This window comes from Paenibacillus sp. ov031 (assembly GCF_900143165.1).
In the GTDB taxonomy this organism is placed as follows: Bacteria; Bacillota; Bacilli; order Paenibacillales; family Paenibacillaceae; genus Paenibacillus; species Paenibacillus marchantiae.
Window position 1 is genome coordinate 71,565 of record NZ_FRDO01000009.1, and the last position, 23,753, is coordinate 95,317.

Annotated in this window: 19 protein-coding genes; 1 reads left to right on the forward strand and 18 read right to left on the reverse strand. The window is 48.0% G+C overall.

Annotation, left to right across the window (positions count from 1 at the left end):
* The first annotated feature begins 33 nt into the window (after nt 1-33).
* Entirely contained in the window at nt 34-765 is a 732-nt protein-coding gene (locus tag BUA17_RS27245; RefSeq protein WP_053779008.1) for a ZIP family metal transporter, read from the forward strand.
* A 154-nt stretch (nt 766-919) separates the two neighbouring features.
* On the opposite strand, the gene BUA17_RS27250 is transcribed toward BUA17_RS27245, so the two are convergent.
* The 18 genes from BUA17_RS27250 to BUA17_RS27335 all read right to left on the reverse strand — a co-directional run bounded on the left by BUA17_RS27250 (nt 920) and on the right by BUA17_RS27335 (nt 23,739).
* Nucleotides 920-1,735, reverse strand: coding sequence for an alpha/beta fold hydrolase (locus BUA17_RS27250; RefSeq protein WP_072735559.1), 816 nt, complete (start codon nt 1,733-1,735; stop codon nt 920-922).
* Nucleotides 1,736-1,916: 181 nt separating this feature from the next.
* Nucleotides 1,917-3,929 carry a heavy metal translocating P-type ATPase gene (locus BUA17_RS27255; RefSeq protein ID WP_072735560.1) on the reverse strand — a complete coding sequence of 671 codons (2,013 nt, stop codon included), beginning with the start codon at nt 3,927-3,929 and terminating at the stop codon, nt 1,917-1,919.
* Nucleotides 3,930-4,300: 371 nt separating this feature from the next.
* Nucleotides 4,301-5,608, reverse strand: coding sequence for a homocysteine synthase (locus BUA17_RS27260; RefSeq protein ID WP_063566572.1), 1,308 nt, complete (start codon nt 5,606-5,608; stop codon nt 4,301-4,303).
* Nucleotides 5,609-5,854: 246 nt separating this feature from the next.
* Nucleotides 5,855-6,700 carry a sugar phosphate isomerase/epimerase family protein gene (locus BUA17_RS27265; RefSeq protein WP_063566571.1) on the reverse strand — a complete coding sequence of 282 codons (846 nt, stop codon included), beginning with the start codon at nt 6,698-6,700 and terminating at the stop codon, nt 5,855-5,857.
* A 34-nt stretch (nt 6,701-6,734) separates the two neighbouring features.
* Complete coding sequence (gene kduD, locus BUA17_RS27270) at nt 6,735-7,487, reverse strand: 2-dehydro-3-deoxy-D-gluconate 5-dehydrogenase KduD (RefSeq protein WP_072735561.1); 753 nt, start codon at nt 7,485-7,487, stop codon at nt 6,735-6,737.
* An 81-nt stretch (nt 7,488-7,568) separates the two neighbouring features.
* Entirely contained in the window at nt 7,569-8,327 is a 759-nt protein-coding gene (locus BUA17_RS27275; protein WP_063566570.1) for a DeoR/GlpR family DNA-binding transcription regulator, read from the reverse strand.
* Between the two features lie 37 nt (nt 8,328-8,364).
* Complete coding sequence (kduI, locus tag BUA17_RS27280; protein WP_053779017.1) at nt 8,365-9,204, reverse strand: 5-dehydro-4-deoxy-D-glucuronate isomerase; 840 nt, start codon at nt 9,202-9,204, stop codon at nt 8,365-8,367.
* A gap of 142 nt (nt 9,205-9,346) precedes the next feature.
* Nucleotides 9,347-10,990, reverse strand: a complete 1,644-nt coding sequence (locus tag BUA17_RS27285; RefSeq protein WP_072735562.1) for a glycoside hydrolase family 13 protein — start codon at nt 10,988-10,990, stop codon at nt 9,347-9,349.
* 21 nt (nt 10,991-11,011) lie between these two features.
* Nucleotides 11,012-11,701 carry a beta-phosphoglucomutase gene (gene pgmB, locus BUA17_RS27290; RefSeq protein ID WP_072735563.1) on the reverse strand — a complete coding sequence of 230 codons (690 nt, stop codon included), beginning with the start codon at nt 11,699-11,701 and terminating at the stop codon, nt 11,012-11,014.
* A gap of 18 nt (nt 11,702-11,719) precedes the next feature.
* Nucleotides 11,720-13,921 (reverse strand): alpha-L-rhamnosidase-related protein, encoded by a 2,202-nt coding sequence (locus BUA17_RS27295; protein WP_072735564.1) that lies wholly within the window; start codon nt 13,919-13,921, stop codon nt 11,720-11,722.
* 56 nt (nt 13,922-13,977) lie between these two features.
* Nucleotides 13,978-14,820, reverse strand: a complete 843-nt coding sequence (locus BUA17_RS27300; protein ID WP_063566566.1) for a carbohydrate ABC transporter permease — start codon at nt 14,818-14,820, stop codon at nt 13,978-13,980.
* 14 nt (nt 14,821-14,834) lie between these two features.
* A complete protein-coding gene (locus BUA17_RS27305) occupies nt 14,835-15,731 on the reverse strand; it encodes a carbohydrate ABC transporter permease (protein WP_053780124.1) in 897 nt (298 codons plus the stop codon).
* 59 nt (nt 15,732-15,790) lie between these two features.
* Complete coding sequence (locus BUA17_RS27310; protein WP_064640611.1) at nt 15,791-17,077, reverse strand: ABC transporter substrate-binding protein; 1,287 nt, start codon at nt 17,075-17,077, stop codon at nt 15,791-15,793.
* Between the two features lie 26 nt (nt 17,078-17,103).
* Nucleotides 17,104-19,434, reverse strand: a complete 2,331-nt coding sequence (locus BUA17_RS27315; protein WP_072735565.1) for a glycoside hydrolase family 65 protein — start codon at nt 19,432-19,434, stop codon at nt 17,104-17,106.
* Between the two features lie 155 nt (nt 19,435-19,589).
* The gene (locus tag BUA17_RS27320) at nt 19,590-20,606 is read right to left on the reverse strand and encodes a LacI family DNA-binding transcriptional regulator (RefSeq protein WP_063566562.1); all 1,017 of its coding nucleotides are present in this window, start codon (nt 20,604-20,606) and stop codon (nt 19,590-19,592) included.
* Between the two features lie 211 nt (nt 20,607-20,817).
* Complete coding sequence (gene cyoD, locus BUA17_RS27325; RefSeq protein ID WP_063566561.1) at nt 20,818-21,147, reverse strand: cytochrome o ubiquinol oxidase subunit IV; 330 nt, start codon at nt 21,145-21,147, stop codon at nt 20,818-20,820.
* Nucleotides 21,148-21,768, reverse strand: coding sequence for a cytochrome o ubiquinol oxidase subunit III (gene cyoC / locus BUA17_RS27330; RefSeq protein WP_063566560.1), 621 nt, complete (start codon nt 21,766-21,768; stop codon nt 21,148-21,150).
* Nucleotides 21,769-23,739, reverse strand: coding sequence for a cbb3-type cytochrome c oxidase subunit I (locus BUA17_RS27335; protein ID WP_063566559.1), 1,971 nt, complete (start codon nt 23,737-23,739; stop codon nt 21,769-21,771).
* Between the last annotated feature and the right edge of the window lie 14 nt (nt 23,740-23,753).

A 23,753-nucleotide genomic window follows, 5' to 3' on the forward strand; every position in this document is an offset into this window, starting at 1 on the left:
GAAGAAGTCTTCATCAGGAGGGAAAATGGAAGCATGAACGATGCACTCATTGGCAGCTTTATCTCAGCCATGTCTACCGGCCTTGGGGCCATACCTATTCTATTTATGCGCAAAGTAACCCACCGCCTGCGTGATATTTTGCTTGCCTACGCAGCAGGCATCATGACCTCTGCCTCGGTGTACAATCTCATACCGGAAGCACTCGGGCAATCCAATCTGTTTGTACTTGCCCTTGGTATCATGCTGGGCAGCATGGTTCTGCTTGTGCTGGAGATGAAGATTCCCCATGTGGATCTGGAAAATCCCGAGAAGATGCCTTTCAAAATTGAAGCCAAAGCCTTCATGATCATTGCAGCCATCACCATGCATAACCTGCCCGAAGGGCTATCGGTAGGTGTCAGCTACGCGAGCAGTGACGCAGGACTTGGCAATCTGATTGCCTTTTCCATTGGATTGCAGAATGCGCCGGAAGGATTCCTGGTCGCCCTCTTCCTCGTCAATCAGAACATCGGTCGCTTCAAGGCGCTCGGTATCGCCACGCTGACGGGTGCAGTTGAGATTGTGACAGCCATGATTGGTTACACACTCAGTAGTCTGGTCTCCGGTCTGGTCCCTTACGGTCTTGCCTTTGCAGCGGGTGCGATGATGTTCATCGTGTACAAGGAACTGATTCCCGAAAGCCACGGCGACGGCAATGCACGGGCGGCAACGGTTTCCTTTTTGCTCGGACTAATCACGATGATTGGTCTGACTGAACTCTTTTAATGGAAAGAACAAAGAACAGCCCTCACATGAACACAAGAATGGACGGCAAAAAACCTGAAAGCACAGCGGCTCGCTGAACTTCCAGGTTCTTTTTTTGTTCACAAATGAAGATTCAATGAAATAGTTTGAACGATCTGTAAAGGTCGTTGGACGATCACAATCCGGATTTGATAAATCGAATCAATTCGGCATTGAATTTTTCCAATTCATCATAGAATGCCCCGTGACCACTCTCTTCAAAAGCAATCAATTGAGAACCGGCAATGCCTTTGTGCATCTCCTCGGCGAACTCAAACGGGCATATCTCATCCTTCTTCCCGTGCAAAATGGCTGTAGGTACCTGAATCGAACTCAGGTCACCTCGCAAATCCTCATCCCGCAGGGCAATCGCACTATTAATCGTACTGTAAGACGAGGCCTCCATACCGAGTGCATGAAACCAATCCATAAACGGCTGGCTGTGCTGCTTCGCGAAAAACATGCCGCCAAACGTCTCCAGCAACTTCGGACGATCAGCGAAGATCGGCTCAATAATCTGCTCGGTAAGCTGCGCTGCAGTCAGGCCATACGGATAACCCTCACGCTGCGTGAACACTGGTGCCGCCGCTGACAATAGCGCCAGCTTGGATACACCATGTCCCGCATGGCGGGCCATATAATGCACGGCAATCGCTCCACCCATGGAGAAACCTGCAAGTACCACGTCACTCAACTCTAGATCATCAATCACAGCACGAACATCGTCCGCCATCCGGTCGTAGTCATAGCCTGTGGATGGTGCGTCCGACTTGCCATAACCTCTGAAATCTATTGCAATGGCACGAATGCCATGATTGGGCAGTACATTCAATTGATATTCGAACATTTTATAATTAACTGGCCAGCCGTGCAAAAAGACAACCGGTGTTCCTTGACCAATATCTTCAACAAATATACTCACATTCGGTTCCACTTGTACGTAACGTCCCATATTTCACAGCTCCCTTTATTGTCATGTCGTTGCAGCGGCAGATTGCCGCACTGCATGGTAATGTTTCAATAACAACGTTCCCTTAGTCATATTCCATGTAGAACGTTCCTCTGGAATCGTCTCTTCGATTCATTACCCGATGACCCAAGGTTCAAACGCCGTTTTTTTCAATTGGATATCGTTATCGCAGGAGTCTTAGTCCATTCAGAATAACCAGGATCGTGCTGCCTTCATGGCCTACCACACCCAATGGTAATGCAACATCTTGTAAGAAGTTACCCGCGATTAGAGCCAGAATTACCGTGATGGCAAAAAACATATTCTGCTTCACCGTCCGCTGCGCCCGACGTGCCTGCCTGATTACCCAGGCGATTTCTTCAATATTATCATTCATCAGTACAACATCCGCTACTTCCAGTGCAGTGCCACTGCCTGATACACCCATGCCCATGCCAACCGTTGCCGCTGCAAGTGCAGGCGCATCATTCACACCATCCCCAACCATCAACACTTGCCCGTACTGTTCGCGAAGCAGATGCACCTGCTTCACTTTATCTTCGGGTAACAAACCTGCGTATACCAGGCTTACACCAGTCTCACGGGCGATCACTGCTGCCGATTCGGGACGATCACCTGTCAGCATAGCCACTTTCACACCCATCGCTTCCAGCATTTTCACCGCTGCAACCGCTTGTGGGCGCACGGTGTCCCTCATCGCGATCAATCCGGCCATTTGCCCGTTCGCTGTTATGGCAGACACGGTTTTGCCTTCTCCCTCAAGTTGGGCACGTATGCCATACCACACAGCAAGATCGTCCATATTAGAAGCAATAAATTGCTTCTCTGTATCATTTGCGTTATTTACCTCAGTGATATGATGCGTATCCAACTCATCCGTTTTCCCAATTTTCCAGAGAACGCCGTCTACTTTCCCTTCAATCCCCCAGCCCGTCAGAGCTTGAACCTGTTCAGCAATCGGGAGGTTGATGTCCTCCTTGCTTGCCTGCTCCACAATAGCCCGAGCCAGTGGGTGCATCGAAAGGTTCTCAATGGCAGCTACCGCTCCCAACAACTGTGTACGGTCATATCCGTCTGCCGTTATAATATCGGTCACCTGTGGTGTACCCATCGTCAATGTTCCTGTTTTATCAAAAGCAACCACCCGGGTCTGGGCCATGTTCTCCACATGAGCGCCACCTTTGAAAAGAATACCGCGACGTGCACTGCTGGACATCGCTGATAACATGACCGGCATAATGGAAGAAACCAGGGCACAAGGTGAAGCTACAACCAGAAAGACCATTGCTTTGTAAAACGCCTCATTCCACGTCCAACCAAGCAATAGAGGTGTTCCCGCAATAACCAGTACCGTTACGGCGACAACAATACGGGCGTATATTCCCTCGAATCGCTCAATAAAGCGTTGGGAGTCCGGCACTTCCGTCTGCGCTTCTTCCACCAGTTTAATGATTTTGCCAAACAACGATCCTTCAGCGGATTTGGTCACCTCCACATATAATGCACCTTCACCGTTCACAGTACCTGCAAATACTTCGTCACCAGCAATTTTGTCTACGGGTAAGGATTCCCCTGTAATCGAGGCCTGATTGATAAAAGAGCTGCCTCGGTACACAACACCATCCGCCGGAACCAGTTCGCCCGGCTTCACCAGCAACAGATCCCCCGGCTGCAAATCATCGATGGATACACGATTCATTTTACCGTCCTCAATACGCAGCGCCGTTTCCGGTTTGAGCGCCAGCAGTGATGAAATATCCTTGTGACTGCGCTCCGTTGCATAGCTTTCCAGTGCACCACTTAACGCAAAAATAAAGATCAGCATGGCTCCTTCATTCCAGTAGCCAATGGCTGCCGCTCCCAACGATGCTGCAATCATGAGCAGATTCACATCAAGATCACGATCCTTGACCAGTGTCTCTATGCCTTCTTTGGCTTTAGTCCATCCACCTATGGCATAAGCAACAATATATAGTAGTACGGATAACGGGTTAGACCATGATGCCGTCGCCCAGGCAATAAGCATCAAAAGTCCACTGCCCAGAGCAGCTTGCATTTCCTTGTTGTGCAGCATAGCCCGAAAGTCTGGTTTGCGCCCTCGGCCTGGGCCAGGTGTATTGGCTGAACGCTGTTCAGCTTTTGCTTGGGTTTGAATGGGTTGGTGTATCGCTTGCATATGAATCACAATCCTTTCTGAATGTCGGGTTGTGGAGTGCGTTTTGCAGCATCCATGTCCCCTGTATTGAAGTCGTATTGAGAATGAGAGCCATTGTTAATACCCTAAAAATGACACATGCTGCTGCGGGAATCCCGCAGCAGCATGGTTATTGAATGGTTGTCGAATGATTTCCAAATCATTTTGAATGAGAATGATAATCATTTTTGTACTTATGCAATTATTTTTACCCAATACAACTTTTGATTCATTATATGCCTGCGCTTTGCATTTGTAAATGGGTTTTTCACCTTAGCCGGTGTAAAATTAAAAAAGCCACTCGTCCATAAGGACAAGCGGCTCGTATGAATTTAATTTATTCACGTTATGAATTAAACACTAACGCTTGATTGCTGGCTAGCCTTAATGGCTTGCTCCAGATCGTAGAGGATATCCTGAATATTCTCTGTACCCACAGATAGACGAATCAGCTCAGGATTAACTCCGGCTGCAGTCTGCTCATCTTCTGTCAGCTGTTGATGCGTCGTACTTGCCGGATGAATGATCAGTGACTTGGAGTCACCTACGTTGGCAAGGTGAGAGAACAGCTTCACATTTTCAATCAGTTTGCGTCCTGCATCCACTCCGCCTTTGATACCAAAGGTCAGAATGGCTCCCTGGCCTTTCGGCAAATACTTCTGTGCCAGTTCATAGGAAGGGTGACTCGGCAAACCTGCGTAGCTTACCCATTCCACATCCTCATGTTTCTCCAGATATTGCGCCACAGCCAGTGCGTTGCTGCTATGACGTTCTACACGCAGATGCAGTGTCTCCAGCCCTTGAATGAGCAACCATGAATTGAAAGGTGAGATTGTAGCACCAAAGTCACGCAGCAATTGTACACGAGCTTTGATAATATAAGCAATCGGTCCAACCGCTTCTGTATATACGACACCATGATAGCTGGAATCCGGTTCTGTCAGTCCCGGGAACTTGCCACTCGCTTTCCAGTCGAATTTGCCGCTGTCCACAATAACTCCACCAATGGAAGTACCGTGACCGCCAATAAATTTGGTAGCCGAATGAACGACAATATCAGCTCCGTGTTCGATTGGACGAAGCAGATACGGACTTGGGAATGTATTGTCTACAATCAAAGGAATGCCATGTTCATGGGCGATAGCTGCCACAGCTTCAATGTCCAGTACGTTGCCTTGCGGATTACCAATCGTTTCAGCGTACAATGCTTTTGTTTTGTCCGTAATCGCCGCCCGGAAATTTTCAGGATCACTGGAATCTACAAACTTTACATCTAAGCCAAGTTTCGGTAGTGTGGTTGAGAACAGATTGTACGTTCCTCCATACAGACTCGCTGCGGAAACAATCTCATCTCCCGCACCTGCGATGTTTAAGAGGGAGAACGTAATCGCTGCCTGACCGGAAGCGGTAGCCAGTGCACCCGCGCCTCCTTCAAGTGCAGCAATACGTTGTTCGAACACATCCGTGGTCGGATTCATCAGACGTGTATAGATATTGCCAAACTCTTTCAATCCAAACAGATTGGCTGCATGCTCCGTATCACGGAATCCGTAGGATGTTGTTTGGTACAACGGTACTGCACGTGCATGGGTGGTCGGATCAATCTCCTGGCCGGCATGAATTGCCAATGTTTCAAATGAAAGCTCACGTTCGTTTGACATAAATCTGTTTCCTCCCTTAACTTATACGTTTGGCAAATCCCTAGATGTCATGACATGGTGGCGTATGTTTTCCATATTCTCTCACAAGATGTCGCTTTTGAAAAGAAATATTTCCGATTTTTCCGATGAGAAATATTAAATATGTATCAGTAAGACTGCTACACCAAAAAAACCTTTGCTCCCGCAAAGGTTTTCCGGATTTTTTCCAACCATCACCTGCTGAACTTCTGCGTGATTTTATACCGTTTATACCCGAACGCCACTCCATATTTCACGTAAATGCTTGGCCGCCGGGACAGCTTCTTCCGCGGTTACCCCTTCTAGTGAAATATCGATGTGTGGTTTATAGCTCTTCAATAGTTCAAAAAATAACGGATAATCCAGAATGCCCTCACCCGGCACCGGATTGAACTTTTCACCCTGCGCATTGAAAGCCACATCTTTGGCATGAATGACAATGATACGCTGATACAGCGTTTCCATCACTTCACGCAGGAATGCAGACTGGTCAGCCACATGAGGTTGTTTGATCAGATTACAAGGATCGAACAGCATGCCCAGATTGGATGAAGGAATTTCTTCAAACAGACGGATCATATGTTCACGTGTATGAAGCGTATGGGTAGATACTGGCTCAATCGCCGCATGAACGCCCCACTTTTCCGCCTCTTCCGCCAGTTCCTCTACCGTCTCCCGCAGCACCGTCCATGCCTTTTCTTCATATGCATCCGGATGAGTGTCGCGATACGTATCCAGGCCCCCTGTCTCCGTTGCAACCATGCTGCAACCGAAATCCCGGGCATAACGCAGATGCTCCTTGAATCGTTCAATGTCTGCACGACGAGCCACAGGATCAGGATCAATCGGGTTAATGTAGCAACCTAGTACCGCAATCTTGACTCCGCGCTGTGCAAATTGATCTCCGATCTCATTCGCCAGTCCAGGGCTCAGCTTGCCGTTGGCCGAGTCCACATCCGACAAGGCCTTGGCTAATGCCAGCTGGACCGAATTAAATCCGTTATCTGCGATGGTCTGTGCAAGCTGTGCTGTAGGCTGTTTACCAAACGTATGCGCAAGAATACCAAGTTTCATGTCATTGCCTCCTTTGCATCGATCGCTGACAGCGTTAACGAGCCATCCAGCCGCCATCCACATTCAGTACGTGACCATTCAAATAATCCGAAGCCGCCGATGCCAGGAAAACAACCGGACCTTTCAGATCCTCAGGTGTTCCCCAGCGTCCAGCCGGAATCCGTGCCGTGATGTCACGGTACCGATTTTCATCGGCGCGAATCTGAGTTGTATTGTCTGTTTCCATATAGCCTGGTGCAATCCCGTTGATTTGAACACCTTTGCCTGCCCATTCATTCGCGAGTGCTTTCGTTAAACCGGCTACCCCATGTTTACTGGCCGTGTATCCCGGTACATTAATTCCACCCTGATAAGATAGCATGGATGCAATGTTAATGATCTTGCCACTTCCCCGTTCAATCATATGTCTGCCAGCCAACTGGCTCAGGAAAAATACCGTGTTCAGGTTAAGACCAATGACATCATGCCAGTCCTGTTGACCGTGATCGGCTGCAGGTGTGCGACGAATAATTCCTGCATTGTTGACCAGAATATCAATTCTCCCTTGAAAGGCTAATGCCTTTTCAAACACCCCGGTCAATTCGTCCTCACGGCTCAAATCAGCTTCAATCACATACGCTTTACGTCCGAGAGACTCAATGGCACGCGCTGTTTTCGATGGATTAGAGTAGGAAACCAGCACAACATCTGCGCCGGCTTCAGCAAGGCCAATCGCCATTCCTTGCCCCAGTCCTCCTGACGTACCAGTGACAAGTGCAACTTGTCCGCTTAAATCAAATGGATTCATGAATGATTCCTCCGCATGGTTATTGGGTTGCAAACCGTGTCTTCAGTCTCGGCAGTCACGTATCCACTGTGGAACTGAAGGTCAGCTCTGATAGTCCACTTCGATGCCATTTTGTCTGTATAGGGCTGCTGTCTCCTCATCCAAGCGACTATCGCTGATGATACAGTCCAGCTCCGAACAGTGTGCAAAAGTCCGAAGGGCAAATTGTCCGAATTTATAATGATCCACGACGCCATAGACCTGCTGAGAAGCAGAGATCATTGCTTTTTTTAGCGGCACCAGATCTCCTGTATATATGGAAAGTCCAAATTCCGGATGAAGTGCCGTCGTTGAGATAAACGCTTTATGAATGTTGAGACCGGAAATGAAGGCCGCCGTATCGTCTCCCACCAGCATATTGCGGACTCTTGCCCCACCGGGCACAACCAGTCGCACCTGCTCCTTTTTGGTCAGCTCAGCAATAATGAACAGATCATTGGTAACCACCGTAATGGGCTGATTGTCCAATCTCTTCGCCATCTCCAACGTAGTGCTCCCGCCATCCAGCGCAACAATATCTCCTGGTCGGATATACGCAAGGGCTCGCTCGGCAATCTCCGTTTTCTCCGAATGATGCTTTTCCGTAGCCCCACGACTCGTGAGGATGCCGTACTGGTCGTTCTGAGCCAGCATCGCACCCCCATGGACACGTACGAGCAATCCCATACCTTCCAGCTTATCGAGATCCTCCCGTACGGTCTTGCCCGTCACCTGCAGCAGTTCACTCAGATCACTAACGGTGACTTCCTGCCGCTCCAGCAGAGCCTCCATAATTTTTTCATGTCTTTTCAATGGATTCATCACAGATCAACTTCCTGTTTCTTTGGAATTTACGCGCCTATTTCAGGTCTTTCATCGCCACGCCGTCCATATCCTCGAACGTCTGGTTTTCCCCAGCCATTGCCCAGCAGAAGGTATAGCTGCTCGTACCGACACCACTGTGGATAGACCAGCTTGGAGAGATGATGGCCTGACGGTCACGTACAACTAAATGCCGTGTTTCGTTTGGCTCGCCCATCATATGGAATACGACGCCATCTTCCGGCAGGTTGAAATACAAGTATACTTCGGAACGGCGGTTGTGGGTATGTGCAGGCATCGTATTCCACATGTTACCCTTGTCGAGTTCCGTAATGCCCATCACCAGCTGACAGCTCTGGATTCCGCCTTCTCCCTGGTGGATATAGCGATAGATCGTCCGTTCATTCGAGCTTTCGATGCTGCCGAGGTGGTTCGGCTGAGCTTGTTCTTGCGTTGCTTTTACTGTTGGATATGTGTGGTGAGCCGGTGTGGATACAAAATAAAACTGAGCCGGCTGATCCTTGCCGCTGCTCTTGAACACGACTTCTTTTACACCTCTGCCGATGTACAGGCATTCTTTCGCACCAATCTCGTAGCCTTGACCGTCAGCTGTCACGGTTCCATGGCCTCCAACATTAATGATACCGATTTCACGACGCTCTAGGAAAAAGTTCGTTCCGATATCCTTCAGATTCACTTCAAGTGCGATATCCTTGCTTTGAGGTACAGCCGTTCCTACAATATAACGATCTACATGAGAGTAAACGGTTACCAACTCATCTGTGGCAAACAATTGCTCCATCAGAAATTCCTCGCGCAGACGGGAGGTATCATAGTTTTTCACTTCATTTGGGTGTGCAGCATAACGGTTTTGCATCATTAATCCATTCCTTTCGTTAGTCAGATAATGTTCATATAAGTTCATTTTAGTTCATTATGTATCTTTTGTGTACCTTTTTTTGAAAATAAAAGAACCCGACGGGAAAATCCCCGCCAGGCTCTGCTGATCTTGCGATGTATTATAAGGAGTAAATGAGCGCCTCATAAGGACGCAAACGAACGGTGCCGTTTCTAACCTCATCGGAGGTTGACCGATCCAGATTGCCAATGATCAAGCGGGCATTCGTCGCTCGATCAGCGAATGAAGCAGGCAGACGATAGGACTGCTCCCGGTCCGAGTGATTGAGAATGACAAGCCATGTCTCTCCATCCAGACTGCGGCTATATGCATATACATGCTCTTCCCCTGCCGATTGGTCACGATAATCTCCATAGACCATAACCGCGTGTGTTTTACGCAGGGCAATCAGCTGCTGGTAATATGCAAATATGGAGTCCTGCGCAGCCAAATCCCGCTCCACATTAATCTCTTCATAGTTGGGATTAACCTTCATCCACGGCTGCCCTTCGGTAAACCCGGCGTGCTTGCTGCTGTCCCACTGCATCGGCGTGCGGGAATTATCCCGGCTCAGCGGCTGAAGACTGTGGAGCACTTCATCTGGCGCACGGCCTTTACCGATTTCTTCCTTATATTTGTTCTTCATTGCAATATCGTGATATTCATCAATGGAAGAGAACCGGACACCCGTCATACCGATCTCCTCTCCCTGGAATACATACGGTGTTCCCGGAAGAGTATGAATCATGGTCGCCAGTTGTTTAGCGGATTGCACACGGTATTGTCCGTCATTGCCATACCTTGAAACCTGTCGGGTGTGATCGTGATTGTTCAGGAACTGGGAGTTCCAACCTTCATGACGGAACGCCTCATACCAGCTCTCCTGAATTTCCTTGTACCGTGCCAGATCCCAAGCTGGCATGTCATCCGCCACCTGGAAATGGAATAACGTATGCAGTTCTTTCCGGTTATCCCCCACATACAGAAGGCCATCTTCTGGTGTGACAAACGGAATTTCTCCTACAGTCATGATGTCATAATGCTGGAGAACCTCCCGATTCATTTCCTGCAAATATTCATGAATGCCCGGATTATTGCCCAGATAATCAATGTTCTCCGGGTGCTCCGCATCCGGGAAACCTTCCAGCTTAGCGAGCAGATTAATAACATCCATGCGGAAGCCGTCAATACCCTGATCCAGCCAGAAACGCATCATCCGGTAAATTTCCTGACGCAGTTCTGGATTTTCCCAATTCAGATCAGGCTGCTCCTTCGCAAAGGAATGGAAATAATATTCCCCCGTCCGCTCGTCGTAGGTCCAGGTCGACGGTTCAAAATAGGAGCGCCAGTTGTTCGGCGGGCTATCCTGTTTCCCCGGCTTCCATATATACCAGTCGCGTTTCGGATTATCGACGGATGAACGTGATTCTTCAAACCATGCATGCTGCTCTGATGTATGATTGACCACCAGATCCATAATGAGCTTCATGCCCAGTTCATGGACCTTGTCCAGCAATTGCTTGAACTGCTCCATCGTTCCGGCTTTCGCCATGATGCGGTAATAATCCGCTATGTCATATCCGTTATCTTTATCCGGCGATTCATAAATGGGATTAAGCCAGATGACATCAATACCCAGACTTTTGATATAGTCGAGCTTGAGCATCAAGCCCTCCAAATCCCCGATGCCGTCCCTATTCGCATCCAGGAAGCTCCGCCAGTAGACCTGATATACCACGGCTTCTTTCCACCATGCCCGGTTCATGCTGCATCTCCCCTTTTCTGCTTAATGGCTGTGCTCCTGCAACGTACGCTCCAGGAAGGACAGCGTGAGCTGTGTAGTATCTTTCAGCACCACGTCCGCTCCGGAACCTTTAAGTACAGCTTCTTCACCAATACCCACGGCGATCATGCCTGCGGATTTGATGGCCTCAATACCCGCCTGCGCATCCTCGATGCCGATGCAGGCTTTAACGTCAGCACCCACTTCTTCCGCTCCGCGCAGGAATAGATCAGGTGCTGGCTTGCCGTTTGGTACGGAATCCGGATGTACCACAAAGCGGAACAGCGAGTCCAACTCTAGCGCCTTCAGAATTTGAGGGGCATTTTTACTGGCCGAGGCGATCACCGCAGGAATGCCTGAAGCTTGCAGCTCAAGCAGCAATTCCCGAATTCCAGGGTAGGTATGCTCCGGTGTCAGCGAGTCCAGCAACGAGACGTAATGTTCGTTTTTACGCTGTGCGAATTCTTCCTTTTCCTCAGCCGAAAACGCCTCTTCCTTGCCACCCAGACGTAAAATGCGCGCCAGTGACTCCCCACGGCTAATGCCCTTTAACTGCTCGTTGAACTCCCGATCAAACGGAATATCCAGCGATTCCCCCAGCTTCTTCCACGCTACATAATGGTACTCCGCCGTGTCAGTAATCACACCATCCAAATCAAAAATAACGGCTTGAAGTGCTCCGTTCCCTTTCATTACCCGTTCCTCCCCATGTCATTGCTCTAGTTGCCATTCGATTCGTTTCTCGTTGCTTTCCCGTCTTTCGCCCTTCCAGTCCAGAACGACCGTCCAGCCCGATGCGTTGGAAATGCTCGCATAACGTTTGCCCTCACGGGATTCAAAATGAATATCGAACTCCGCATCGCCTACCATCAGGTGCTCCAGACTGCATGTTTTGGTATCCCATGCCTGCGGCATATTAGGTGATAAGGTTACACGGCGATGCTGTGCTTCCGGTTGAACGCCGAAGAAATGTCGTACGACTGGTACAGCCAGTGCATAGATGGTCCACGCCTGCACTACACAGCCGTAGTCCGGGGACATCTCCGAGAAAGAACCTGGCACTACACGTGAGAAGCTTTTCCCCATCCGACGCAGTAAATCCAGTGCGTGATCCGGATGTCCGTACGCCGCTTCTGCAACCGCATGTGCTCCGGTAGAGATTGTCATCGTGCCTTGTTGATACATGGCCGCAAGATAAGTACCGTATTCACCAATGAAGTCACGGTTTCGCATCGCTTCCAGAGCACGCTGTGCTTTGTCCTGATCGGCAATTCCTGCTTCCATCGGGGTGACAATGACCCAGTTTTTGTTCAGCAGCCAACCGCGATCTTTCTGATCCTCACCTGCATCGGCAAGCAATCCTTCCACGTACTCCCGGTAGTCTGTGATCCCTTGCTTTTCAGCGAGAGAAACCATGTAATCCACCTTGGGCACAATATCAGAAACAGGTGCAACGGCATCCGCATAGAGGCTGTCTTTTTCAGACCAATACACATCATTCACTGCGCGTACCGCTCTTTCAGCCAGTTTTTGATATGTCTGATGCCGCTTCGTTTCACCCAAATAGAGACTCATATGCTCCAGCGCCTGAAGAGCCTTGGCTGTATATACGGCACTATCAATAAGCTCCATATTCAATCCGGCAATCTCGATGATGCCGTAACCGGAAGGGAACAGGTCTCCGTCCGGGTCCATCTCACCCAGCAGCCAGTCGATTCCCTGAACACAATAGTCATAATGCTCGCGCAGAAGTGCACCATCTCCGGTCCACAGGAACATTTCCCATACAAAGGCGATATAGTGTGCCGTCTCCTGCGTGTTGCCGCGATTAGACACGGCTCCTATCGTGGTCACTTCATGCACAAAACGTCCATTACCGTTTGCTTCCTTGGATTTCTCCAGCAACAAATTCAGAGTATCCCGCACCAGTTGATGGTCTCCCGTAGCAAGCACACCCTGAAGCGCATACGTACTGTCACAGCCGAACCACCACGGATACGTGGGTCCACCTGCCGTCAATCCACGACCAATGCCGTCTACTTGCTGCACCAGCCACTGATTATTACGCTTCACCCAGGCAAATTGCTCGTTCAGCTCATCCTCGCCTTCAATGGTCAGCACTGCGCGCTGATCCAACTTGTCGTAGAGTTGCTGCTTCTGCTCTTTCAAGCTGACGTAGTCACGTTCGATGACTGCATAAGTCTGCTCACAGGCTTCACGGGACGACTCCGAACCGGCAACAAATAACCGGAAGCGGAACACATCCTTCTCCTCCAGCGTGCATTCGGTTACAAAAGAAATGCCTGTGCCCTTGCCTGCCGTCAGTTCTGGTCCGTAAATCTCAGGACCAACTGTCATTACCGTTCCAGGCAGGTCACTTCCAATCATGGCATACCAGTCTTGGGCATCATCTTTGACGATGACTTTGCGCGAAGAAATAGCTTCTGCCGTTTCACCCGCTCCTGGGATAATTCCGATCTCATCGGAATACCACACTGGACGGAGATCGGTACGTGACAGCAGCTCCAGCTTGAGCCGGGTTGTTCCTTTGCCGTAAGCGCTGATCTCATATTCTGCGACCATGCCTTTTTCATAATCGGGGGCAAACTGGTTGCGTTCAATGGATACCGGAATGTGGCTCAATCCGTGATCATAATCGAACCGGCTTCCGCCCCAGGATTCACTTGTGAATCCGTCTGCCCTTGCCCATACCGCAATGTTGCGATCCAGATCGGTTACCTTCAGCCAGAAGCCGTCCAGCAGCTTGATCGGATGCAGCCATACACCACCCATTTCGTTAGCCATATGATGCCCAAAGTCGGGAAAGTATCCGTCCTGGGTACCGCAAATCTTTACATATTCACCTGCGTTATAATACAAATTAAAAGGATGTCTGCTTGTTAATGTGGCCATGGTAGTCCTCCTCTGCGGTTTGGCTTACCGCTCATCTCTTCTATTCATACGGACGATTAGCCCTTGATTGCAGAAGAGATGGAAATGCCTTCAATAAAGTATTTTTGTGCAACAAAGAATACAAGGAGTGGCGGAAGCATAATCAGCATCGTTGCAGCCATTAGCATGTTCCATTCCACGTTATACAACCCTTTGAACATGGACAATCCGAGAGCCAGCGTATACTTCTCACTGGAGTTCAGATAAATGAGTGGTCCCTGGAAGTCATTCCATACGCCCATAAAGGTAAAGATCGATACGGCAATCAGTGGCGGCATGGAAAGCGGCAGCATGATTTTAGTGAAAATCTGCATTTTATTGGCTCCGTCTACAAAAGCAGACTCATCGAGATCACGCGGAATACCGCGCATGAACTGGCGAATCAGGAAGATGTTAAACGCTCCGCCCCCGAAGAATGCAGGGATAATGAGTGGTAAAAATGTATCAACCCAGCCGATTTCCTTGAACATGATGAACATCGGGATCATCGTTACCTGCGAAGGCAGCATCATCGTCGCCAATAGCACCAGGAACAGCGTGCGTTTGCCGCGGAAGTTAAACCGGGCGAAACCATACGCACATAGGGCAGACGAGAATACGGTACCGACTAATACCGGAATCAGAATAATCAGCGTATTTTTCAAAAATGTAAAAAACGGGATGGCCAAGACGGCATTTTTATAGTTAGACCACATCCATACAGCCGGGAAAAAATCATCTTTGAACACCTCGGCAGGTGTTTTAAGAGACGTTGCAAACGTCCATAACAGCGGGATCAGCACGACGGCTGCACCAGCGATAAGCATGAGCATAGAGAATAGTTTCGAGTAGACCGGTTTCCGTGTCGTTGCTTGATTCATCATTTGTCCTCCTCTCAATCCTTTTCGTTATCGCCCTGGTAATAGACCCACATCGAAGAGCTGCGGATGACCAGCAACGTAAACGCCAGAATGATGATGAACAATACCCAGGACAATGCCGAAGCATAACCCATTTCAAAATCGGTAAAAGCTTTATTGTACAGATACAAGTTATAGAACAAGGTCGAGTTAAGCGGTCCCCCGTTGGTCATAACAAATGCTTGTGTAAAATACTGGAATCCGCCGATGATACCCATAATCACGTTGAAGAACACCGTCGGGGAAATCATAGGTAATGTAATGTTGAAAAACCGTTGAAACGGTCCCGCTCCATCCAGATTGGCAGCTTCATACAGCTCTTCGGGAACGCCCTGCAAGCCGGACAAATAAATGATGATCGTATTACCGACGCCCCACAAACCCATGACAATCAGTGCGCCCAGCGCATAGCTCGGATCTTGAAGCCAAGCTGGCCCCTGTACGCCGAAAAAGGCAAGCGCCCGGTTCAGAATGCCGTATTCCGGATTGAAAATCATAATCCACATCATTGATGCCGCTACAGCTGGAATGACGGATGGCATGAAATAGATCAATCGGAAAAATTTCATGCCTCTGTTCCGCATATTCAGCAGCAAGGCGATAAGCAGTGATGCCACTTGATATAGTGGTACGGATACCAGAGCGAAGATAAAGGTAACTTTCAACGATTGATAGAAAAGCTCATCATGAAACATCGTTTTGAAGTTATCCAGACCGACCCATTCGATCGATTGTACGCCGGTGATAATATCCCATTTACTAAATGCCAGCAGCAGGGAGAATAACATTGGACCAATGGTAAAGAGCAACAAGCCTATAAGCCAGGGCAATATAAACCAATACCCGGCACGCTCGGATTTAGAATTACGCATAGCAGCCTCCTTGATGAAGAGGGTGAATCAGCATGGTCGCCGACTCACCCGCATGGTTTTTACTTGATTTTGCTGTCAACGTTCTTCGCAGCTTCATCCAGAGCGCCTTTGACATCTTGTTTGCCAAGCAGCACTTTTTCCAGCGCCTTGGTGAATTCTTCAACAAACACAGGTCCGTTTGTAGAACGCATGGTGACCGGTTTTTTAGCATAATCCATCATTTCGATGACCGGTTTGTCTGCTACTTCTTTGGCTTTGACTTCGTCCAGTTCTTTCACAGTCGCTGGCAGTACTTTACCGTTCGCAGAGCGAAGCTTCTGTGCATCTGTACCCGAGAGCCATTTCACCAGTTCGTAAGCCGCTTCTTTATTTTTACCGGCTGCGTTAATTGCCCAACCCGCACTTGCGATGATGCTTGAACGAGTACCGTCCGTATTTTGTGGAATCAGTGCAGATCCATATTGAACATCGGATTTGTCGAGATCACCTTTGATCCAACGACCTGTAATCATCATGGCGAGCTTGTCTGTCATGAACATCGATGAATCTCCGCCAAGTGTCTCGGAATCCAGTGGCGTCGGGGATACACGACTATCTCCTTGAGACCAGGATACATATTTATCCATTGCCGCTATCGTTTTTTCACTGTTCATGTAGCCTTCCGCAGCTGTTCCATCCTCATTCGCGATGTCTGTACCGTTATCCCACAGGTACGTATAAATCGGATATTCCCATTTGCCTGCGTTGAATCCGAATTGAGTATATTTTTTGCCATCTTTTTTAGTCAGTTTTTGTGCAGTTGCAATCATGTCATCCCAAGTCCATTCATCTGTTGGATAAGGGATTCCCGCTTCATCAAACATACGTTTGTTGTACCACAGAGCAAGTGGGTTGAAATCTTTAGGCAAGTAGTATTGTTTGCCTTCGATTTTCATATTTTCAATGAGATCCTTTTGGAAAATATCCAGATTAAACGCAGTGTCTTTGCTCAAATAATCGTCGAGTGGCTCAATTACACCTTTATCAACGTATTTGTAGTAGTCGCCTTCACCAACCAGGAATACGTCTGGTGCCTGACCTGCTGCCAGAGATGTAGTGAGTTTTGTTCCATAACCTTCACTTGGAATAGGCTCAAACTTCACTTCAATATCCGGGTGTGCAGCATTGAACTCTTCCGCAAGCTTCACTTCATCCGCACCGGAGTTGACATCTCCCCATACGGAGAAGGTGAGTTTTACTTTTTCTCCTTTTCCGCCTTCCGCGCTGTTGCTTCCACCTGAAGAACACGCGGATAACACTAATACCAAAATCAGCATCATGACCAAACTTGCGGACCCTTTTTTCATTTGAATGACCTCCACATGGATTTATATTAAACCAAGGTTTGAAACCGTTTGCTGAAAGTAACTTGCTGACCGGACAGAAGGAGAGAAATTTCTTCCTCTGCATCACTCTCGATTAGAATACCCTCGGACGTGATTGTGATATGCAACAGCTGGTTTTGCCAGTAAAGCGGGAATTTCAGACTGCTCCAGGACTCTGGCAGCTTCGGATCGAGATGAAGCTGGCCATCCAACATGCGAACTCCGGCAAATCCCATCACGACACATTCCCATATTCCGCCCAGAGAAGCTGAGTGGATGCCTGCATCCGAAGAGTGCATATGCGGTCCCAGATCAATCTCGGACGCCCGGCGGAACAGATCATAAGCGAGCGGACGATTACCGAAGTCACTGGCAAGGATACTGTGCGTTGACAGCGACAATGAGGAATCATGCAATGTTTTTTCCTCATAGTAGTCATAGTTCGCACGTTTGATAGCGGGTTCAAATTTATTCTCAAGCAGGAAGAACAGCATCATGATGTCAGCCTGCTTCGAAATTTGCATTTCACCAACCTGATCCAGGTTGTAATCATTGAAGATGCTGGCGACTTTCGTCTGATTTTTATAAGGGGTAAGATCAATGACTTTCTTCTGCAAGTAGGTATCATCTTGTGGAATAAGTCCTTGTTCATTTGGCCCTGGCAGATACATTTGATCCAGCTTGTTCCATGTTTTCCTAGCTGATGTCAGGTCAAGCTTCGCAGACAATGCCTTGAGTAATTCAGGTTTTTCCTGCTCAAGCTTTTCATAATATTGAATGGCCAGTTCCATATTGAAGTGAGCCATATGATTGGTGAATGCATTGTTGTCCACATGTTCCTTATATTCATCCGGTCCAACAACCTCATTGATGTGATAGCGGCCCTTGGCCTCATCCCACTCCAGACGGCTGGCCCAGAACGTTGCTGTATCAAAAATGATCTCGTAGCCATATTGCTCCATGAACGCCTCATCGCCTGTAGACTGGACGTAATGCCAAACGGCATAAGCGATGTCAGAGGTAATATGCTGTTCAATGAAGCCGGACCAGATCTTCGTCTGTTCTCCGGTTACGATATCTACATCTCCCCATACCGGTGTAACTTCGCCATCTTCGATCCAGGCTGCTTCCCATGGATACATGGCTCCTTCGAATCCGTTCTCCTTGGCCTTGCTTCTAGCTCCATCCAACCCCTGATATCGATATTCCAGCAAGGATCTTGCGATCTTGGGATTGCTGTAGATGAAGAAAGGCAGGATGAAGATTTCCGTATCCCAAAAGGAATGTCCCTTGTACCCTTCACCACTTAATCCTTTCGCCCCGATTCCCATGCGATTATCATGAGCAGGTGTCATAATGACGAGATGATAGATGGCGAAACGGATAGCAAGCTGGTCATATCCGCTTGTGCTGTCCACTTCAATGTTGTACGTGGACCAGGTATCCGCCCAGGAGTTAGCGCTTTCACGAAACAGCTGATCATACCCTTTTTGCGACTCTTGCTTCAGTTCTGTCAGTGAAGATTCACGCATTTGATCCAGTGAATATCCACCGTTGCTGTACACCAGATCGCGGCTGGTATGAACATTCGAGATTTTTTCCAGTGTTACCGATTGTCCGGCTTCCACGGTCACTGTGCCTTCGATGCCAACCTTGCGGCGTCCCATCGTTTGACGCAATTCCGGCTCAACTTTTTCACCATTCAGCTGCCAGTGATGCACCGTATTGGTTACAAAATCAACCGCCGATTGTGTCGTCGTTGACGTCATTTGAATATAAGTCTTTTCAAATATCCGTTTTTCGCCTTCCGTGAAATGCTGTGCACCCGAGTTCGTCCATTGTCCGTTAATACCAGACGCAATGTGAACACGTGCCTGACCATCCAGTGGCTTGATACTTACGGATGAACCAACCAAATGACGGTTGCTCAAGGAAACAAAGCGACGGAATTGAAGTTCAAAGCTTTCTCCAGTTGGGCTCTGCCATACCACGTTACGGGTCAGCTCACCGTTCTTGAGATTCAGTTGACGACTGTAGCTGATCGTTCTTCCTTTTTCCAAGCTGAAGGTTTCCCCATTCAGAGTGATTGAAAGTTCCGTTACATCCGCTGCATTAGGGAGTTCTGTTACCTCATGCTCGTCAAACTTATTGAAGGTTCCAGCTACGAACCAGTTCCGCACTTGTCCAACATAATTCTCGTCCGTTGCGGAGCGAAGTCCCATGTAGCCGTTTCCAAGTGAGAGCACAGCTTCGCCTTTCCCTTGATGAGCCGGATCAAACCCGGTTTCAGTTACCAGCCAGTTACTACATTCTCCTTGTCCTGCATCGTATTTCAGCAATTTGTATTCCCCCTATGTCTATCTTATGTTGTATCCGAAACGTTTTGGATTTGAGTGAAAATATTACCGAAACGTTTCGGATTTAATAAAACATTTCGGTGCTCTCTTCATCTCGTTCATTTTGCAATCCCTCGCGAACCGTTTCTCAGCTAAACTCAGCGACCTGGTTTGGCTGTCGAGGATCTCAAAACCAATTCATTTTGCAAAATATTAAATTTGGGACTGTCTTCCGATCTCAGCATGCCCATCAACAGGTTTGCAGCTTCATGTCCCAACTGATACATGTTCTGGCCGATGGTGGTGAGTGGTGGTTGAAAATAAGCGGCTGTTGGAATGTCGTCAAATCCTACTACAGATAATTCATCCGGTATAGAGATGCCTATTTCATTCGCAGCCTTCATTACACCCAAAGCCATCATATCGCTTGCGCAAAAGACTGCAGTAATTTCCGGATATGTCTTCAACAATTCAGAAGCTTGTTGCTGTGCTTCCTCTTCCGTGAAATTCCCGTTTACGATCCATTCAGGCTTCAAGCTCAACCCTGCATTTCGCATTGCATCGGAATATCCTTCATAACGCTCCTTGGATACAAAAGCCTCGGGGTACCCGTTCACCATGGCAATCTGCCGATGACCCAAACCAATAAGGTGCTCTACAGCAGTCTGTGCACTTTGTTTGTGATTCGTTGATACAAAACCAACATACTCACTGTGAATGGGTATATCAATCAATACACAAGGAATGTCACTATCCAATACTTCCTGCAAATACGGATCATCCGTCTTCACACCCTGAAGAATGACACCGTCCACCTTTCGTTCCCTGCACAGCTGTGTGTACGTTTTCATCTTTTGCTTCGCTGTATTTGTGCTGAACAAAATCAGATCATAATCCGAATTGGCAGCGCTATCATTAATACCGCAAAGTACTTCGAAAACAAAGTTGTTATCGATGTTTTTGTACGTCATGCCTGATACGAGCAACCCCAGCGTTTTGGTTTCCTTCATGACCAGGCCTCTCGCTAGACCATTTGGACTATAGTTCAGGGTTTCGGCGGCTTCTTTAATCAGTTTGCGCGTACTATCGCTGACGTCCGAGTACCCATTCAGAGCTCTGGATACGGTCGTAATCGAAAATCCCGTCATTTGTGATATGTCTTTGATTGTAGCCAATTGCTTTCCTCCAAAACGTTTCGGATTACTTATATTTCTGAGTATACGGATTCAAGAAAAAAAATCAAGAACTTTTTTCGACAATATTTTCGACTTTTTGTATCTCATCCGTCCCTTCCCTTATTCTGCCCGCATTCAGGATGGAAAAAGGATAAAAAAAAGATCTCCCGACTTTTAAATAAAAGTCGGGAGATCCCTGAACCTATAAAACTTAATGTGCAACTGTATTGTTCAACATGATCCAGATGGAACCAATAACGATGGTCATCATGATCAACAGACCAAAGATCAAAGCCATTACATTCCAACGCGGCTTCTCCGATTCACGGATATGCATGAAGAAGAAGAGTTGAACCACAAACTGAAGTGCTGCTGTTACCAGAACGACACTCAGCGTTGCTGTTCTGCCCATCATGTCATTCAGAACCACTACCAAAGGAACAATGGTCAGGACAACGGACAGAATGAAGCCGATGACATAGGACTTGAGTGAACCATGCTGTTCGTGGCCATGGGATTCATGTGAGTTATGCTCTGCCATCTACATCACCCCCATCAGATAGACGATCGACAGGAGGAAAATCCAGACGACGTCCAAGAAGTGCCAGTACAAGCTGATTACGTTGATTTTACCGCGAGTAACATCGGTAATTCCACGTTTTTTCAGTTGAAGCATCAATCCGATCATCCAGATCAGACCGAGCGATACGTGAAGTCCGTGAGTTCCCACAAGGGTGAAGAATGCACCAGAAGCTGCACTCGTTGTATAACTGAACCCTTCATGAATCAACTCAATAAACTCCGTTACTTCCAGGGCGATAAAGCTCGCACCCAGAACAGCTGTAACTGCCAGCCAGCTGATCAATTGCTTCACCTTGCCCTGATTCATAGCAAGAACCGCAAGTCCACTTGTGAATGAACTTGTGAGCAAGATAAATGTCTCGGCAATAACGCCAGGCATTTTGATCAGTTCAGACAATACAGGTCCGCCCGCCGAATTGTCACGCAACACAATAAAGGTTGCGAACAACACGGAGAACAGGATAACGTCGGAAATCAGGAAGAACCAGAATCCGAGTATTTTCAATTCTTGCGGGTCATGGTGACCATGGTCATGATCATGTGCATGGTCATGACCGTGCTTCGCGGCTGCTTGAGCCATTTATACCGACCCCCTTAACGACGCTTCGGTACGCTTAATTTCGTCAACCGGAATATAATAATCCGTATCGTATGAGAATGAACGAGCGATCATGCAAATCCCTACGCCAGCGAGTCCAAGAATCGCCATCCACAGCCATCCGAATACAAAGCCGAAACCGGCAACGAACCAGCATATAGACATGATGAACGGAATCGCGGAATTTTTAGGCATATGAATCGGCTCAAGCGGCTGTTCAGGTGGATAGATGCCTTTGGCACGACGTTCTTTCTCTTCCCACCACTCATCAATATCATCTCCGCGCGGTGTAATGGCGAAGTTATATTCAGGAGCTGGTGAAGGAATCGACCACTCGAGCGTACGACCACCCCAAGGGTCGCCAGATGCTTTGAGTGTTTTGTATTTCCGAATGCCGTCTGCGATTTGTGCTACCTGGAACAAGAATCCGACACCCATCAGGAAAGCCCCGATTGTGGATACAAAGTTCAGTTCCCACCAGCCGGTATCCCAGCCATAGGTGCTCAGACGACGTGTCATACCCATCAAACCGACAGCGTACTGCGGCATGAAGCAGACATAGAAACCGATATTCCAAGTCCAGAAAGCCCATTTACCCAGTTTTTCTGGCAGTTGGAATCCAAACATTTTAGGCCACCAGTAGTACAGACCTGCAAAGTATCCGAATACTACACCACCGATCAATACTTGGTGGAAGTGGGCAATCAGGAAGTAACTGTTGTGGAACTGGAAGTCAGCAGGTGCAACGGATAACATAACCCCCGTCATACCTCCGACGATAAAGCATGGAATAAATGCAAGTGTCCATAGCATCGGGGTATCCATGCGTATCCTTCCCCGGAACATGGTAAACAGCCAGTTGAAGATCTTAACCCCTGTTGGTATGGCTATCAACATCGTGGTTACGGCGAAGAATGCATTAACGTCTGCTCCCGAACCCATCGTGAAGAAGTGATGCGCCCATGTAAAGAAGGACAGGAAGCTAATGATCAGCATCGCAAATACCATTGATTTGTAACCAAACAATTTTTTCTTCGAGAATGTACTTACAATCTCGGAGAACACACCGAATGCCGGCAAGACAACGATATATACCTCAGGGTGACCCCACATCCAGATCAAGTTGATATACATCATCGGATTACCGCCCAGATCAAGTGTGAAGAAATGCGCCCCCGCAAACCTGTCGAGGAAGAGCAATGCAAGTGTCACTGTCAAGATTGGGAATGCAAACAGAATGATAATACAAGTGGAGAATACCGACCATGTAAACATCGGCATTTTCATCCATTTCATGCCTGGCGCACGCATTTTAATGATGGTAACCAGGAAGTTGATACCGGTAGCCAGGGAACCGATACCCGAAATCTGAATACCCCATATATAGAAGTTTTGTCCCACCCCCGGGCTATGCGATAGCTCCGATAAAGGCGGATAACTGAGCCAACCTGCGTCCGGTGAACCACCGATAACGAAGGACAGGTTGAACAGCATTGCTCCCAGGAAGAATAACCAGAAGCTTAGTGCATTAAGGAATGGGAACGCAACGTCCCTTGCCCCTATTTGAAGCGGTACAATAACATTAAATAAACCGAACATAAACGGCATCGCCATGAACAAGATCATGATCGTACCATGAGTCGTAAAGACCTGATTATAATGCTCAGGATGTAAGAAATCCATGTTAGGCATAGCTAGCTGAAGACGCATCATCAGTGCATCCACACCACCACGGAAAAGCATGATAATGGAAGCAATAATATACATAATACCGATCTTTTTGTGATCGACGGTAGTTAACCAGTTACGCCAGAGCCAGCCCCATTTTTTGAAATAAGTCAACACCGCTACGATGGTAATCATCGTAATTCCGATCGCCACGTCCGCACCATAAATCAGCGGATCACCGGTAACGAAAAACTCCGATGCAAACTCCTTAAGTCTCTCTAACATTGGGGGCCTCCTTT

What these genes read in the sequence shown, in the direction of transcription:
- BUA17_RS27245 (WP_053779008.1), top strand. Translation starts at nt 34, where the DNA reads ATGAACGATGCACTCATTGGCAGCTTTATCTCAGCCATGTCTACCGGC.
- BUA17_RS27250 (WP_072735559.1), bottom strand. Translation starts at nt 1,735, where the DNA reads ATGGGACGTTACGTACAAGTGGAACCGAATGTGAGTATATTTGTTGAA.
- BUA17_RS27255 (WP_072735560.1), bottom strand. Translation starts at nt 3,929, where the DNA reads ATGCAAGCGATACACCAACCCATTCAAACCCAAGCAAAAGCTGAACAG.
- BUA17_RS27260 (WP_063566572.1), bottom strand. Translation starts at nt 5,608, where the DNA reads ATGTCAAACGAACGTGAGCTTTCATTTGAAACATTGGCAATTCATGCC.
- BUA17_RS27265 (WP_063566571.1), bottom strand. Translation starts at nt 6,700, where the DNA reads ATGAAACTTGGTATTCTTGCGCATACGTTTGGTAAACAGCCTACAGCA.
- kduD (WP_072735561.1), bottom strand. Translation starts at nt 7,487, where the DNA reads ATGAATCCATTTGATTTAAGCGGACAAGTTGCACTTGTCACTGGTACG.
- BUA17_RS27275 (WP_063566570.1), bottom strand. Translation starts at nt 8,327, where the DNA reads ATGAATCCATTGAAAAGACATGAAAAAATTATGGAGGCTCTGCTGGAG.
- kduI (WP_053779017.1), bottom strand. Translation starts at nt 9,204, where the DNA reads ATGCAAAACCGTTATGCTGCACACCCAAATGAAGTGAAAAACTATGAT.
- BUA17_RS27285 (WP_072735562.1), bottom strand. Translation starts at nt 10,990, where the DNA reads ATGAACCGGGCATGGTGGAAAGAAGCCGTGGTATATCAGGTCTACTGG.
- pgmB (WP_072735563.1), bottom strand. Translation starts at nt 11,701, where the DNA reads ATGAAAGGGAACGGAGCACTTCAAGCCGTTATTTTTGATTTGGATGGT.
- BUA17_RS27295 (WP_072735564.1), bottom strand. Translation starts at nt 13,921, where the DNA reads ATGGCCACATTAACAAGCAGACATCCTTTTAATTTGTATTATAACGCA.
- BUA17_RS27300 (WP_063566566.1), bottom strand. Translation starts at nt 14,820, where the DNA reads ATGAATCAAGCAACGACACGGAAACCGGTCTACTCGAAACTATTCTCT.
- BUA17_RS27305 (WP_053780124.1), bottom strand. Translation starts at nt 15,731, where the DNA reads ATGCGTAATTCTAAATCCGAGCGTGCCGGGTATTGGTTTATATTGCCC.
- BUA17_RS27310 (WP_064640611.1), bottom strand. Translation starts at nt 17,077, where the DNA reads ATGAAAAAAGGGTCCGCAAGTTTGGTCATGATGCTGATTTTGGTATTA.
- cyoD (WP_063566561.1), bottom strand. Translation starts at nt 21,147, where the DNA reads ATGGCAGAGCATAACTCACATGAATCCCATGGCCACGAACAGCATGGT.
- cyoC (WP_063566560.1), bottom strand. Translation starts at nt 21,768, where the DNA reads ATGGCTCAAGCAGCCGCGAAGCACGGTCATGACCATGCACATGATCAT.
- BUA17_RS27335 (WP_063566559.1), bottom strand. Translation starts at nt 23,739, where the DNA reads ATGTTAGAGAGACTTAAGGAGTTTGCATCGGAGTTTTTCGTTACCGGT.